We start from the raw sequence: 15,576 nt of genomic DNA, 5'->3' as shown, positions 1-15,576 counted from the left end.
CAAAAAAGGCAGACGATTATTCGTCTGCCTTTTGTCAGTATGTAGATAACTGTTTATTTTGTGACGGTATCGGGCAGTTTGACACCGCGATATTTCGCTACATCAACTTGTGGAATCTTTGAGCCATATTTAGAATTGATGGCACTGATAAAGATGTTCGCCATTAGGGCGTTTCCAATTGGTGTTAAGTGAATACCATCTAAAGAGAATGCATTTCCGGTAATGTATTTTGCACTCACCGCTAGTCCGTTGATACGAACACCTCCTTTTACATTATTCAAGAACTCATGCACATCAGCTAAAGCTAGACCTTTTGAATTTGCAGCAGCTTTAATGGCTGCATTATACTCGTTGATACGTTGTACGACCGTTGCCGTTTCGCTTACATCAAGTACGTATTTGTCTTCGACGGGATTCAGCGGGTGTAAACCGTACGGAATTTGTGCAGCATTTGGTTTTCCCAATAATCCTGTTGAGGAGAAAGGAAGGACAAAATAATCTTGATCGGTAGCTGCACGGGGACCTGACTTGGTTGCTATGTAGATATTTGTTACCGGTGTCGGCGGATTTGTTGCATTGACAGCTGCCAATAAAGCAGCACGGGTTACCGTTGTAAAATAGGGTGTTGCTGTTACATCTGGAATTGTTGCTAGTACTCCTTTTTGTCCGCCAGCGGTTAATGTCGTCACATAGTTACCCAATAATGATGTGAATAGCGCAGTGGAGGTTAATGTTGATGTAGGTCCATCTTCTACGCCACCATTTGTAGCCCAGCCTAAGGCATCGTTGTTACCTAGGGCGAAACTAAAAAATGTGTGATTTTGAGCTGTGGAGTAAGCAAAATATGTTTTCATCGCATCTGCATCAGGCAGCAAGCGTTCGAAATACATATTTCCAGCCTGTGATCCTATTCCAGCTACAAAAGCCATATCCATACGCATGCCCGGTACACCAAGGTTGTTGATCGGGTCGGTATATTTTGTCAATAATTTTGGTGAAGCTGAGCGGTAGGCCAGTTTATCCGTTACCTGTGCCGTTACAGGCTGGCCATTGACGAGCGCTGTAAGTGTAATATAACCAGAACCATTGGCTTGATCTTCACTGAAAAATGGCGATTTGAACTCACCACCACCGACTTGTTTTAACTGTTCGGCAATTAAATTGGGATAGGCTACCTTTTGACCTTCCAGATACAGTCCGCCATCCGCATACCCAGCAGTCAATGAATTACCGATGGCAACATATTTTGAAAAATTAAGCGATCCTGCCGAAGGCGTATATTCTTCCAAAGTAGGTTTACATGAGGCGATCGCTAATAGTGCTAACGCCGCAGCTATATAAAGTTTGTTTTTTTTCATCTTAGTCAAATTTGGCTGTTAATTACCATTTATAACTTACACCAATACCGGGAGCAAAAATATTTGTCGCATATGTACCTGAAAGATGGCTCTCCACATTGGTTGATGGACGAGCCACAATGCGTTGATAAGCGAAGGAACCTGTGACATCAATTTTTGGCGATGGTTTTACCGTAAAACCTCCAGATATCAAATATCTTGTGTTATCTGGTGTCTCCGGATAGACATAGGCGCTCTGTTGGACCGGTGTTGCGATCACACCGCCACCTATACGTAATTGCAGGCGGTCGGAAGCAATATATTCCAATCCTGCTTTAATAGATCCTGCTTTGTCGTATTTTTTTGGTGAATGGGTATCTTGCAATACAGGTGTGTTTTCTTTGTAATCGAAATCTAGGGCTTTATATATGTCGTAGTTAATGAGCGTTGCATCAAGAGCCATCTTCAATTTCTCCGAAATAGGGAAGGCGATGCCCGCGGCAAATGTCGAAGGAAGCGGTAGCTCAGCACTGAATTTGTTACCTGCAGGAAAATTGCTAGCCACCGATTCAGGCACGTCAAAAGTTGCATCACCATTTTTAAGTTTAGTGACAACTTTAGATCGGTAACTTACCGATATTGCAAATTCGTCTTCTAGGTTATAATGGATACCAACGTTATAACCTGTGCCAGTTCCGGTTCCTTTTAGGGTCGCCAATCCGGCGTGACCATCTGGGTAAAATACCGGAACAGAATTCTCGAGGTCTACGGTACCAATGTTGTATACAAAACCACCACCAACACTAAAATTTTCAGTCAGTTTGAAACTTAATGTAGGCTGAATATAAATTGCACGAAGCGAAAGGCTAACCAAACTGAATTTACCTACCCAATCTTTTCCCCAATCGACGGCTCCACCATAAGGAGTGTAGACGCCAATACCTGCTTTCCACCAGGAGTTTTTAGGGCCGAATGCGGCAAATAATGAAAAAGGAGTTGAAATCTGATTTCTAGTATGATAAACAACTGTACTTCCAACCTCTTGAAATGCAGATTTATACATGACAGCATTACCGGCAATCGAAATGGCATTGTGGTCCATTTTTGCTAAGGCGCCCGGACTATAGAAAATGGAAGATTCATCTAAAAAGTAAGCAGAGCCTGCTCCCCCCATTCCCACTGCCTTGGGACTTTGTAGATTCACTTGTGATCCTTGTGCAAACAGGAGTGACGGACTTGCACAAAGTATTGAGAATAGTAGTTTCTTCATACTAGTGTTTATTGTTTGGTTAACATTCCTCTATCAAATACAATGCTAACATAATAAATGTTTGACTAAAATTAATAAATGTTGTGTAATATTTTTTTTGCTCGTACCTTTAAGTGCAAGGATACTAAAAATTAAACGATCATATTATATGGCTACAATCACTTTTAAAGGCAATCCAGTAAACACAAAAGGCAGTTTACCACAAGTTGGCGAGCAAGCTCCTGATTTTAAATTAACTGCAGGCGATCTTTCCGATAAATCTCTAGCGGATTTCAAAGGAAAAAAAATTGTATTAAATATTTTCCCTAGTGTAGACACCGGAACTTGTGCCGCTTCCGTACGTGCATTTAATAAAGAAGCATCGCAGTTAGATAATACTGTTGTGTTATGTATATCGAAAGATCTACCTTTTGCACAAGGTCGTTTTTGTGCAGCAGAAGGTCTAAATAATGTGGTGACATTATCGGAGTATAAAGATTCAAACTTTTCAGATGCTTATCAACTGGCTATTGCGGACGGACCGTTGGCAGGTTTGTTGAGCCGTGTTGTCATTACATTGGATGAAACTGGAAAAGTGTTGTATGAAGAGCAAGTTGCAGAAATTGCTGACGAGCCAAACTATGCGGCAGCGATCGCATCTTTGAATTAAGAATAACTTTGGAATAATCTAAAAAGCCTTTGCTTATGCAAAGGCTTTTTAGTTGATGTATATTCGCTAATTATAACTAAGCGAATGTTTATCTTGTTTTTTCTAATGCTTGCAAGATGTCGTTGATGATATCTTGTTGGTCTTCTAGCCCCACAGACAGGCGGATGCTGCCCGGTTTGATGCCTAAGTTCAAGCGTTCATCTTCTGACAATTTTGAGTGTGTGGTGGAGGCTGGATGCGTCGCGATTGATCTTGAATCTCCTAGATTAGAGGTGTATAAAATCATTTCCAAATGATCCACAAAGGCTTTTGCTCGCTCAAAACCACCTTTGACAACAAAGGTTACAATACCGCCACCAGCTTTCATTTGTTTTTTTGCCAGCTCATATTGTGGATGGCTTGGTAAAAATGGATATTTTACATCCTCAATTTCCGGATGATTTTCCAATGCCTCGGCCAAAGCCAATGCGTTGGAACAATGGCGGTCCATACGAATGCCCAGCGTGTCTAAACTTTTTGATATGATCCATGCATTGAATGGGGAGAGTGCTGGACCTGTATGACGAATGAAGAACATCAATTTGTCGATTAGCTCTTGTTTTCCAACCACAATTCCACCTAAGACACGACCTTGCCCATCCATATATTTGGTGGCCGAATGGATAACCAGGTCAAATCCATATTGAATCGGTTTCTGAAGATAAGGCGTAGCAAAGCAGTTGTCGATCGACAGAATGATATGGGGATATTTCTCTTTGAATTTACCCAACCATTCCAAATCAACCAGTTCCAAACCAGGATTGGATGGCGATTCCAAAAAGATGATTTTCGTATTGGGTTGAATCGCTTTTTCCCATTCTTCAGGATTAGCAGCGTCTACGTAAGTTGTGGTAACACCCCAACGTGGGAAGAGTTCCGTAAATAACTGATGCGTGGAACCGAATATCGCGCGTGAAGAAACGATATGGTCTCCACTTTCGATAATGCCTGCAAAGGAGGCAAATACTGCTGCCATACCTGATGCAAAAGATAACCCTGCCTCTGCGCCTTCAAGAATACAAACTTTGTTGATGAACTCAGAAGTATTTGGATTGGCATAGCGGGAATAAATCATTGCATCCTCTTCGCCAGCAAAGACCGCCCGACCTTGTTCAGCGCTGTCGAAGATAAAACTTGATGTAAGGTATAAAGGAGTCGAATGTTCGCGAAGTGCTGAACGATCGACCTGTTCACGTATGATTTTAGATTGATCTTGTTTCATGATGTGTAAAGGTACGAGATGAAATTTTTATATTCATATAATTAGCAATGAAATAACCCCTTTTTATAAAAAAAAAAGACTATCGCCGTCTATTATATTCCTTTTGCCTTATTTTTCCTATTCAAAGGACGTAGACACGATGCGAAGAGGAGGTGAAGAAGATAACAGACTCTTGAACAAAAAAAGCCGGTACATGTACCGGCCTCCTCTTTTACCTTAAACTAACCTATTTTTTAACGAATTGCATCACAACGATGTCGCCAGAGATGAACGTTAACTCGTTATCCCGTACATCGAAGTTTGTCGTAGACTTTAAACCATTCATAAATTCGTTGTAAGCTGCATTCTCACAGTGCATCATGGTTGAAACCAATTTATCACCAATTTTGATCGAATTGCCTTTTTCACTTTCGTAGGTTCCACCAATACCATTACAACCATTGTTGCCATCTACTTTATGGTCTTTTGTATTGAAAGTCAATGTTGGAATTTTGTCCTTAAATAAATCCTTAAGTTGTTTTCCTGCTGTCTCTGCTGTGGTCAAGGATTTAAGTTCCCAGGTGCCTTCCAAAGATGCATTGTCCACTGTGCTCGGTTTTTGGACGGTAGTAGCCGTGTCGCCGGAACCTGTTGCCTCAGCTTTTTTTCCAGTTGTGTTACATGCGATTGTTGAAAACGCCAATGCAACCGCTAAAATCATTAAATTTCCTCTCATAATCATTTTTAATAATATAAAACTTTTGTTATTTCGTCAGTATCTATACCCATGAAAGCAACCCGAACTTCTTTCTGGTCAATACGCTAGCGTAGCGAGCTCATTGATACGACAGATACGTTCAGAAAAAACATTCCTTTTTCTGCCCTATACTTATAATTATCATGCCAATCTCAAGGATAGCCTAAGCGAGTATCTAGTCGAACGCTGCTAACTATCTTATCCTCTATTAATAAAGGATGGATGATTTTTGTTTGATCAATAAGCGAAAGAATCTGATTTTTCAGGAAATTAGCGTGAAAAAAGGACGAAAAATTAAAAGATTGGCTGTAAAAAGCAGCATGGATAGATTGGAATACTTATTTTAATCAATCGATTGATTTGATCAAAAAATACGATTTGACCCAAGAATACATCCTAATGGAGCTGAGCATCGCTCGGTTTTGTACGCAAATGTTACATACAGCATTTTGCAAAACTTCTTATCTTAGGGCTTTACAACCTAATTTTCTAGCACATAAATATAGACTATGTTGACAATCTTGTTATCCTCCATTTTACTTTCCAGCGGGCCTGTAGCCAAATCAGATACTTTAAAAGCTTACGGGGCTCTGCCAACCGAGCGTCAATTAAAGTGGCAGGAGATGGAAACGTATTGTTTGATTCATTATACGCCGACAACTTTCCAAAATAAGGAGTGGGGCTATGGTGATGCACAACCCTCATTATTTAACCCTTCGGCTTTTGATGCAAATCAAATTGCTAAGGCAGCTGCAGCAGGTGGTTTCAGGGGCTTAATTAGTGTAGCAAAGCACCATGACGGATTCTGTTTGTGGCCAACCAAGACAACATCCTATAGTATCGCTTCTTCACCGTGGGAAAACGGGAAAGGGGATATGGTCAAAGATTTTATGCAAGCGACCCATCGGAATGGGATGAAATTTGGTGTATATCTTTCTGCTTGGGACCGTCACGATGAGCGTTACGGCACACCGGCCTATGCCGATGCCTACAGACAGCAGCTGACCGAACTGATGAGCAATTATGGCCCATTGTTTACGTCATGGCACGACGGAGCAAATGGCGGTGATGGCTTTTATGGTGGACATGAAGGGAAGCGTATCATCGATCGAACAACATACTATGAGTGGCATGAAAAAACGTGGCCTATTGTAAGAAAATTACAGCCTGAAGCCGTTATTTTCTCAGATATCGGTCCGGATATGCGTTGGGTGGGCAATGAAAAAGGATTTGCTGCTGAAACATCATGGGCAACATTTACGCCGATTGGCTTAAATGGAAAAGTCGCTGTACCTGGTGCGACAGAATCACACAATGCCGAAACAGGCGACCGTAACGGTAAATATTGGATACCTGCTGAATGTGACGTACCACAACGTCCGGGATGGTTTTATCATGAAGAACAAGATAGCCGTGTAAAAACACCCAATCAGCTTTTTGAGATCTATTTAAAATCAGTTGGAAGGGGAGCATGTATGAATCTTGGCTTAGCACCGATGCCTTCTGGTACATTACATGAGAATGATGTGAAGTCGCTGCAGGCTTTTGGAAAAAAAGTGAAGGAAACTTTCCGTACCAATTTAGCCAAAGGAGCGACCATCACGGCATCCAATACCCGTAATAGTGATTCAAAATCCTATGGTACTTCCTTTATTACAGATAACGACCGATACAGCTATTGGGCAACAGACGATTCTAAAACATCGGCTACATTGGAAATAAAATTAAAATCCCCTGCTAAGTTCGACCTAATTCAGTTGCGGGAGAATATTAAGTTGGGACAACGTATAGATAGTGTCTCCATTGAACGTTGGGAAAATAACAGCTGGAAGCCTTTGGCCAAAGCAACAAGTATCGGTGCAAACCGCCTCATCAAACTCGAGCAACCTCAAACTGCAAGTAAACTACGTCTTCATGTTTATGCTCCGGTAGCAATCACGCTCAGTGATTTTGGACTGTTCAAGGAGTACAACGAACCCTTTGCATTTAATACCAAAGAGGTGAAAAAGCTGACAGGGTTTAAGATTTCGACGGGAAGATCCAATAATAATGCTTATTTATCTGACGGAAAACCAAGTACTTTTGCGACTGTTGCCGATCAAGGTGTAATCGTTGTCGCTACAGATAAACCTGTTTCTGGTATCGGCTTCCTTCCTCGTCAGGATGGAAAGAACGTAGGGACACCAACACATTATAAAATATCAACTAGTACTGACGGGAAAACATGGACCCTTGTTAAAGAAGGTGAGTTTTCCAATATTAAGGCGAATCCGATTTTGCAACAGGTGTTTTTCGATACGAACAGCGCAACCAAGTTTATCAAATTTGAACCAAAACAATTTATCGATGGCAATGAATTAGCCATAGCGGAATTTGAATTGTATGGTAAATAGATTTTTAATGCTTATCGTGGTATGCATATGTCATACCACGATACTTTTTGCTCAACAAAATCCACTCGTACTTTGGTATAATAAGCCCGCGAAGGTTTGGGAAGAGACCTTGCCATTAGGAAACGGACTCATCGGCATGATGCCAGATGGAAATCCTAGTCATGAAAAGATCGTACTCAACGAGATTAGTATGTGGTCGGGCAGTCCAGAGGATCCCAATAATTATGAAGCCTATAAAAATGTTGAAGCTATTCAGGCGCTGCTTAAGGCCGGTAAAAATGATGAAGCCGAAAAATTGGTCAATGAAACTTTTGTGACCAAAGGCAAGGGGTCTGGTTTTGGTAATGGGGCAACGGTTCCCTACGGCTGTTATCAGCTGTTCGGCGACCTTATACTCGATTATAAATTGCCTGCTGGAACGATCGAAGGTTACAAGCGTTCCCTGGACTTAGCGACAGCCTCTGCACAAACTTCATTCAAGATCAATGGACAGCAAGTCCAACGCCGTTATTATACTTCTTTTGACAACAATGTCGGTGTTATCCAATTAAGCCAAGGCAAAGATGTGGTACAGCAGTTAGGCATATCATTCCAGCGCCAGGAAAATATTGACCGTTATACCTTGTTGGACGATGGGATTCTGGTTGAGGGATCTTTGCCTGATGGAAAAGGTGGTAAAAATCTGAAATTCGTTGGATTTATTCAGGTTAAAGGTAAAAATCTGCAGATCAACAAAAAGGATAAAACCTTAGAGGTGTCGGCAAATGGTGGTCTTACGATCTATTTCTCAGCAAGTACTTCCTATTATGGAAAGGACCCCTTACCTGTTGTCAAAGCAGCGGTTAAAGCAGCAAAAACTGCTGAAGAACAAAAGGTATATCGGGATCATCTCGCTGCGTATCAAAAGGTCTTCGATCGGGTAAGTCTCAATCTGTATGGAAATACAGTGAATAACGCTATTCCGACCAATGAACGCATTGCTAATTTTTATAAAAATCCGGTTCAGGATCCCGATTTGGCAACAATTTATTATCAATACGGAAGGTATTTGAATATTTCAAGTGCTGCCCCGAAAAATACAAAAGCACTCCCGCCAAACCTTCAGGGACTATGGGCTAATCAGATCAATACGCCTTGGAATGGTGATTATCATCTCAACATCAATGCACAAATGAATCATTGGGGCGTGGAGGTTAATAATCTGAGCGAGTATCATAAGCCTTTTATCGAAATGATAAAACGGATTGCAAAGACAGGTGAGCAGACTGCAAAGGCATACTATAATGCACCGGGGTGGGTGGTCTATATGATGACGAATATCTGGGGCTATTCCGCTCCGGGTGAGCAGGCTTCCTGGGGAGCCAGTACGGCATCGGGCTGGCTATGTAATCATCTCTGGGAACATTATCTGTTCACCGGCGATAAAAATTACCTCAAAGAGATTTACCCGATATTAAAAGGAGCAGCCGTATTTTATGATCACACACTTGTTCAGGATCCTAAAACCGGATGGTGGGTCACTTCACCGTCGGTGTCGCCGGAAAATGCTTTCCGAATGGCCAATGGAAAAGTTGCTGCGGTTGTGATGGGACCTACCATTGACAATCAGATCGTACGGGAGTTGTATCAGGCAGTAATTCAAGCGGATTCTATCCTGGCGATGAACGACAGTTTTGCCGGTACCTTGAAAACAAAGCTGAAGGATATCCCTCCGCCTGTAGTCGTTAGCCCATCCGGGCGTGTCATGGAATGGCTCGAAGACTATCAGGAAGTTGAACCTAAACACCGACATGTATCGCATTTATATGGTTTGTATCCTGCGGCATTTATCTCGCCACAGACGACACCTGAATGGGCTGAAGCTGCACGTAAGACTTTAGCTGTGCGCGGCGATGAAGGAACGGGCTGGTCGAGAGCTTGGAAAATATTGTTTTGGGCCAGATTACAGGATGGCGATCATGCACTCGAAATTCTAAGGCAGTTGCTTAAACCCGCTTTTACCAATGAAACAACGTATCAAGGAGTCGGAGCGGGCACTTACCCCAATCTGTTCTGTGCGCATCCGCCTTTTCAGATCGATGGAAACTTTGGTGGTGCAGCCGGGATCGCCGAGATGTTGATACAGAGCCACAATGGTTATATCCATCTATTACCTGCTCTACCCAAAGCCTGGTCAAAGGGCGAAGTTAAGGGACTTAAAACCCGAGGCAACTACACCGTAGACATCAAATGGGAAAATGGAAAGGTTTCCGATTTGCGGATTAAAGGTAAAAAAGGAAAGCTTCGTCTATTTGAAAACGGAAACTATAAAGATTATGAAGTTCGTTAAATATTTTTGCTTGATTTCTGTGCTGGCCTTGGGGACGACAGCCTGTACCCAAAAGTCCGAATCGGCGAAGACAGCCGCCTTGTTGAATAGCTTTAGCTATAAGATAACTGGAAAAACCACTGCCGCGAACGGAACTCAGGTGAGCCTCGTCGATCACGACAATAAACTGCAGCAATTTGTAAAAACACAGGTTGCTAATGGGCAATTTGTTTTGGAAGGTGAATTGGCTATGGCCGGATTTTATGATATTCAGATAAAGGGTATGGAGCCTTATACGTTATTTGTCGAAGGCGGGAGTGAATATGATTTGAGTGAAAATCAGGGCAAGTTTACCTTGACAACCTCTTCGCAGAATGCGAACGATTTTGTGCAGTTCAATGCAGCCTACCAAAAGCGTGAACAGGAGGAAAAAAATAAAACGGCAAATAAAAGCCAAAGGGTAAGGCAGTTGGAGAGCCAGCTGCCTTCGATGGCTGCAAGAAATGACGGTTCCTATGAAAAAACAGTGGATGAAATACAGCGCTTAAGTGGCAATACAGCATTTAATCCACGCACACTATACGCCGATTTTATTCTCGATAGTACCCATCGTTCATCCTTGGTATTGCCTTATTTTTTTAAATACATCTCCTTGGATCAGACGAACTATAAAAAATTCGATGCCGCATTGCTGAGTTTTAATGCAGATTTACAGAAGCATCCTTATTTTAAGTTTGCCCGTGAAAAGGTCGATAAGGTGAAAGACTTCTATGAAAATATGCCTGTATTTCCTGCTATTAGCCCGATGAATGTAGAACGGGATAGTTTGAATTTGAAGGATTTTTCAAAAGCTAAAATGCTGATTGCCGCGTTTTGGAAAACTTCCAATACAAATAGTAAGGCGGATATAGAGATGTTACGGAAAAAAGAATCTCAGTTGAACGCTATGGGGGTAAGGGTTATCTATTTTTCGCTGGATAAGGATCTGGATAAATGGATCAAATCAAGTAAGGATCTCGCCCTAGGTAAGCAGAGCTATTTTTTGAATTATAACGACCAAGCAACGATGGAAAATGATTTTGGTATAGATCGTACGCCAAGTTATCTATGGATAAATCCACAGACCTTCCAAATCCTATCCTTGAGTGGTGAGGATCCAGCAATGCCACAGTTTTTAGGGAAGGTAAAGGAATTTCTTGTTAAAAATTAACGATTATTGTCTTAAAAAATCTTACATTTGAATTAACTGTTTAATATTTGTTATTTCAATACGTAATGAAAGTCGTTCAATTTACAGTTCCGGTTGTTTATCAAGGATCTATTTGTGTGCAGGAAGATATTCTGCCTTCATTCTATAGCAACTACCACCGACACAAGGAAATCCAGCTGACCTACATTTTGAAGGGGCGGGGAACCTTTATGATTGGCAACTTTACACACAGTTTTGAAGAGGACGAAATCTATATCGTTGATGCGGACGAACCGCATATGTTCAAAACAGGGGAGGATATAAAGGATGGTATTCATGCCATCCATATTTTTTTCGACTACGAACATTTTAAACCCTTTCTGGATTTTCCTGAATTTGATGATGTCAAATATTTCCTGGAACACATCAACGTCAGTAAAAAATTGGATGCGGAGCACTCCGTTGCGTTGAAAGAGAAGTTTGTACAGATTAACGTGAGTGCGGGCATAGATCGCCTCCTCTCGTTTGTGAAGCTGATTAATTTTTTAAGTAAAAAAGTAGATCAATGGACTTCGCTGTATACAGGTATTCCACAAAAGAAGTTCTCCGATGCCGAAGGATTGCGAATCAATGAAATATTCCAGTATACTTTCCAGCATTTTGGAGACAAGATTTCCCTGGAAGATATAGCAGCGGTGGCACATATGACCCCACATGCATTTTGCAAGTATTTTAAGAAACATACACGGAAAACCTATGTGACCTTCCTCAATGAAATACGGATTGAACGTGCCTGTAAAATGTTGATTGACGAATCTTCAGAAAGTGTTTCTAATATCGCTTTTAAAACAGGGTTTAACAATGTTGTCAATTTCAATCGGGTGTTCAAAAAAATAACCAAACTTTCGCCGAGTGAGTATGTACAGGAACATCGTATGCGTGACTAAGCTGTCTGTCGGATGTTACGATGCCGGAACCTTATCCCGTTGATTTTGGGATGCTCCCTCCACGGAAATCAGAAGAATGGTTTTGTTGACAATATCGGAGAAAGACTCGTTAATAAAATTTAAAGATAGCAGGTGGTAAAGTGTTATTTTTGAACGTTAACGATAACCATTCCGATGAATAAAAATCTATTTTTTGTCTTTATAGCCTTATTTGTATCGCTGATGCAGGCGCGGGCCCAAGGTTCTCTTTTTAAGATCGATACGCTGCAATACCAAGGAACGGATAAGCATATTGTTAATCTGGTCATTTTGGGAGACGGTTACACCAAAGTACAGCTGGATGATTACGCTGCAGATGCCAAGCAGTTTACCAACTATTTTTTCTCGATCGAACCCTTCAAACAGTACAGCAGTTTTTTTAATGTGTTTGCAATCCGTACGATTTCCGAGGAATCTGGTGCAGCGCACGATTGCAAAGCGGGTGATTGTGTGCATGGTGAAACCGATTTAAGTAAATATCCACCACGTTACAACAAGTTTACACGGGATCATGCTGTTCCGGTTGCCCATCCAAACACGATTTTTGGAAGCAGCTTTGACAATGGTGGTTTACATCGTTTGGTTGTACCGCAAAAAAATGATCGTATCGAAGAGGTATTAAAAATGCATACGCCCAATTATACACAGGTCGTTGTGTTGGTCAATTCCCCATTTTATGGTGGTTCAGGAGGAAAATGGGCAACTTCTACGGTTAATTTTAAGAGCAATGATATCGCGGTACACGAAATTGGACATTCCTTTGCCCAGCTTGCCGATGAGTATTGGGCTGGAAATCAATATGCTATTGAATCTGTAAACCGCTCACAGTCAGCAGATGCAAGTCAGGTCCCCTGGAAATACTGGCTTGGAAAAGACGGAGTTGGTATTTATTCTTATGGTGGTAAAGGTTCACCCTCCAACTGGTTTAGACCACATGAATATTGTAAAATGCAATATCTAGTAGCTCCATTTTGCCCCGTTTGTCAAGAACAATTTGTTGCTTCCATCAAAAAAAAATCAAGCCCATTTATTCAGGTAAAGCCGACGCTCGACAAGCCGATTACCTTAGATAGTGTTCAGAAGTTTTCCCTGCGCCTGGCAAAACCTTCCCCGAACACCTTTAAATTGTCCTGGTTATTGAATGATGAAACAATTGCGACCGACATTGATTCGATTTACCTCGATCCGGGGATGTTAAGCGTTGGAGCAAATACGTTGAAGGTAATGATTCAAGATACGACAAATCTAGTGCGCAATCCATCCTATGTCAACCACCGAGACTCGGTTGTGTGGACCTTTAATCAGGTGAAATTGATTGATTTAGCGAAACCATCGACCACATGGGGCGATACATTGGAAACCTGTTATGGTGGTGCTCAGGTGCTCACGGTAAAGCATCCTGTTGCCGGACTTGAATATCGTTGGTATGATGCCGCTACAGGATTTTGGGAAGAGACAGGCAATAATATTGTGTTACAAAATATTGTGGAATCAAAAGTATACTTCGTCCGTGGTATTTGGGATGACCGCACCTCCGAGATGACAAAAATTCATATCCATACACTGGGTAAAATCGATAAACCAAAGCGTATTGATGTTAAAATCGATAAGAAGAAGAATACAGTACAGTTGACGGTAAAGGATAAAGTCGATGGGCGTTATAACTACATCTGGTTGAATGAAGATGGCCGTCCAATCTATGAATGGGATGAATTTAATGGGGAGTATGTACGCCCAACGGGGGTAAATAATGTGCTCACAATGAAATTACCAACCTCGTCTGGAAAGATATATGTTCAAAAAATAGATAAAGAGACAACGTGTAAAAGCGAGAAAACAATTGTAACTTTTTAGATGTATTGTTGGAATAAAATAATTTATAAGTTAATTTTAATCTGCCGGTTAATTAACTTATAAATCATTTATATTTATGAAAAGAAAATCCAAGTCAACTTGGGGGATTCTTTCATGTGTATTCATCCTGGTTTTAGCCGCGATGCCTTCGTGCAAAAAGCATGCAAAACTTCCCGATGAAAACGATGAAGCAATTCATGCGGTAAAATTCAAAGTCAAGGATTTTGAAGCGATTGTTACTCCACTAAAAAAGCAATCGACTAAGACAAAACGAGCTGCGCTAAGCGGAGCCGCTTCCGAAAACGAATTGTTGTACCATTGGACGTTTGATAATAGCAACACTGTGCCTGAAGTGGCACTCGATGCGGCTGTTTTGATCGATTACAACAATGAAAAGACAGACTATGATTTCCTGGCCGGTTGGCCCGCAACGGGAAAAGCCGTAAGCTTTAAAGGCGTGAAAGAGATCCTAATCAAAATCCCTACCAGAGGTATTCAATCCTTAGGCAACTGGACGTTTGATGGCAATAGTTCGGGTTCAGGGCCAAGGGCGTTATTGTTGAGTTATTCCCTGGATAAGGGAAATAGCTTTTCAGTGCTCTCAGACACCATTAGGTATCCTCCAAATGTGCCAATTTCTGCTAAAATTCCCATGAGTACATCGTTAGCAGATATTTCTCTTGGCAACAGCAAAGAGCTATGGTTGAAAATCTCATTATTTGCTGGAAACAGAGACGGTGGGATGGGCTACAGTCCAACGACGGGTACGTTTAAGATGGATAACTTGATGATTTATGGGCAGGTAAAGCCAGAGGCTTTACCCAGCAAGTTTTACTACCATGTGTTTGATGCGAAATCGAAGGCCATGATCAAATCGGGAGTGCTTAATTCGCAGGAAACTTTCGATGTTGAATTGCCGAATGGAACCTATTACCTGAGTCTGATCGCTAAAAATTCAGCGTTGCCGCTGATTATGGCAGAGGCTGTGGATTTTGAACACTTTTATACTACGAATGCTTTTTCTGAACGATCTGCGGAGTTGTTTGCAGGTCGGGATACCTTTGAAGTTAAGGGGGCACTAGTAGAGCGGGTACTGAACTTAGATCGCATCTACAGCGAGGTCAAATTGACTTTTACGGATAGCGAAGACCTTAGTGTAATAGACAGTATTCAGGTGAAGCAGCTGCATCCAATATTTCATTATTATCCTTTCATGACGCGAAGTAACGACCAAATCGATAAAAGTGTGTTGACGGTTGTCCCAAATTTTACAGCAGCGAATCAAAGCTTTACTTTTAATCAATTTATGGGCTATTATACCGATAATAAGGCTATTAGGTATGAGTTTCGAGTTTTCAAAGACGGCCAGCTGCTACGTACATTTGAACTGGGAAGCGAAATCCGCAACAATGTTCAAATACAGTTTAAGGGCAAATTGTTGGAGACCACCAATGGTAATCTGGGTTTTCAGGTCGTGAAGAACGAACATTGGGACGACAATATTGTAATAGAATACTAGCACAGTTATTGTACTAGGCATCTCGCCACCCTACATCTATTAACAAAAAAAAGGTGTCCAGCAATGGACACCTT

The 15,576-nt window shown here is 41.5% G+C and carries 11 protein-coding genes; 7 read left to right on the top strand and 4 right to left on the bottom strand.

Annotation, left to right across the window (positions count from 1 at the left end):
- Window positions 1–53: 53 nt before the first annotated feature.
- Both AAH582_RS22865 and AAH582_RS22860 read right to left on the bottom strand, forming a co-directional pair.
- Window positions 54–1,358, bottom strand: coding sequence for an SGNH/GDSL hydrolase family protein (locus AAH582_RS22865; RefSeq protein ID WP_343320710.1), 1,305 nt, complete (start codon window positions 1,356–1,358; stop codon window positions 54–56).
- A gap of 22 nt (window positions 1,359–1,380) precedes the next feature.
- Window positions 1,381–2,607: an OmpP1/FadL family transporter gene (locus AAH582_RS22860; protein WP_046673693.1), complete on the bottom strand. Its 1,227-nt coding sequence runs from the start codon at window positions 2,605–2,607 to the stop codon at window positions 1,381–1,383.
- Between the two features lie 148 nt (window positions 2,608–2,755).
- Here AAH582_RS22860 and tpx point away from each other — a divergent pair, with 148 nt between their 5' ends.
- Complete coding sequence (tpx, locus tag AAH582_RS22855; protein ID WP_046673694.1) at window positions 2,756–3,256, top strand: thiol peroxidase; 501 nt, start codon at window positions 2,756–2,758, stop codon at window positions 3,254–3,256.
- Window positions 3,257–3,344: 88 nt separating this feature from the next.
- Here tpx and AAH582_RS22850 read toward each other — a convergent pair whose 3' ends face one another.
- Window positions 3,345–4,517, bottom strand: a complete 1,173-nt coding sequence (locus AAH582_RS22850) for a trans-sulfuration enzyme family protein (protein WP_046673695.1) — start codon at window positions 4,515–4,517, stop codon at window positions 3,345–3,347.
- Window positions 4,518–4,743: 226 nt separating this feature from the next.
- Window positions 4,744–5,232 carry an META domain-containing protein gene (locus AAH582_RS22845; protein WP_046673701.1) on the bottom strand — a complete coding sequence of 163 codons (489 nt, stop codon included), beginning with the start codon at window positions 5,230–5,232 and terminating at the stop codon, window positions 4,744–4,746.
- A 530-nt stretch (window positions 5,233–5,762) separates the two neighbouring features.
- On the opposite strand from AAH582_RS22845, the gene AAH582_RS22840 reads away from it, so the two are divergent.
- The 6 genes from AAH582_RS22840 (at window position 5,763) to AAH582_RS22815 (ending at window position 15,502) form a co-directional block, all read left to right on the top strand.
- Window positions 5,763–7,646 carry an alpha-L-fucosidase gene (locus AAH582_RS22840; protein ID WP_286769117.1) on the top strand — a complete coding sequence of 628 codons (1,884 nt, stop codon included), beginning with the start codon at window positions 5,763–5,765 and terminating at the stop codon, window positions 7,644–7,646.
- Entirely contained in the window at window positions 7,636–9,975 is a 2,340-nt protein-coding gene (locus AAH582_RS22835; RefSeq protein WP_343320709.1) for a glycoside hydrolase family 95 protein, read from the top strand. Before AAH582_RS22840 ends, AAH582_RS22835 begins: the two co-directional genes overlap by 11 nt.
- A complete protein-coding gene (locus AAH582_RS22830) occupies window positions 9,962–11,164 on the top strand; it encodes a DUF4369 domain-containing protein (protein WP_343320708.1) in 1,203 nt (400 codons plus the stop codon). The genes AAH582_RS22835 and AAH582_RS22830 overlap by 14 nt, the downstream gene beginning before the upstream one ends.
- A 65-nt stretch (window positions 11,165–11,229) precedes the next feature.
- The gene (locus AAH582_RS22825; protein WP_046673705.1) at window positions 11,230–12,090 is read left to right on the top strand and encodes a helix-turn-helix domain-containing protein; all 861 of its coding nucleotides are present in this window, start codon (window positions 11,230–11,232) and stop codon (window positions 12,088–12,090) included.
- Window positions 12,091–12,264: 174 nt separating this feature from the next.
- On the top strand, window positions 12,265–13,983 hold the full coding sequence (locus AAH582_RS22820) for a M64 family metallopeptidase (protein WP_343320707.1): 1,719 nt from the start codon (window positions 12,265–12,267) through the stop codon (window positions 13,981–13,983).
- Window positions 13,984–14,059: 76 nt separating this feature from the next.
- Window positions 14,060–15,502: a hypothetical protein gene (locus AAH582_RS22815; protein WP_046673706.1), complete on the top strand. Its 1,443-nt coding sequence runs from the start codon at window positions 14,060–14,062 to the stop codon at window positions 15,500–15,502.
- The last annotated feature ends 74 nt before the right edge of the window (window positions 15,503–15,576 follow it).

It is taken from the genome of Sphingobacterium multivorum, from assembly GCF_039511225.1.
In the GTDB taxonomy this organism is placed as follows: Bacteria; Bacteroidota; Bacteroidia; order Sphingobacteriales; family Sphingobacteriaceae; genus Sphingobacterium.
Note: the sequence above shows the minus strand (reverse complement) of the source record. Positions and strands in the feature narration are given on the sequence as shown.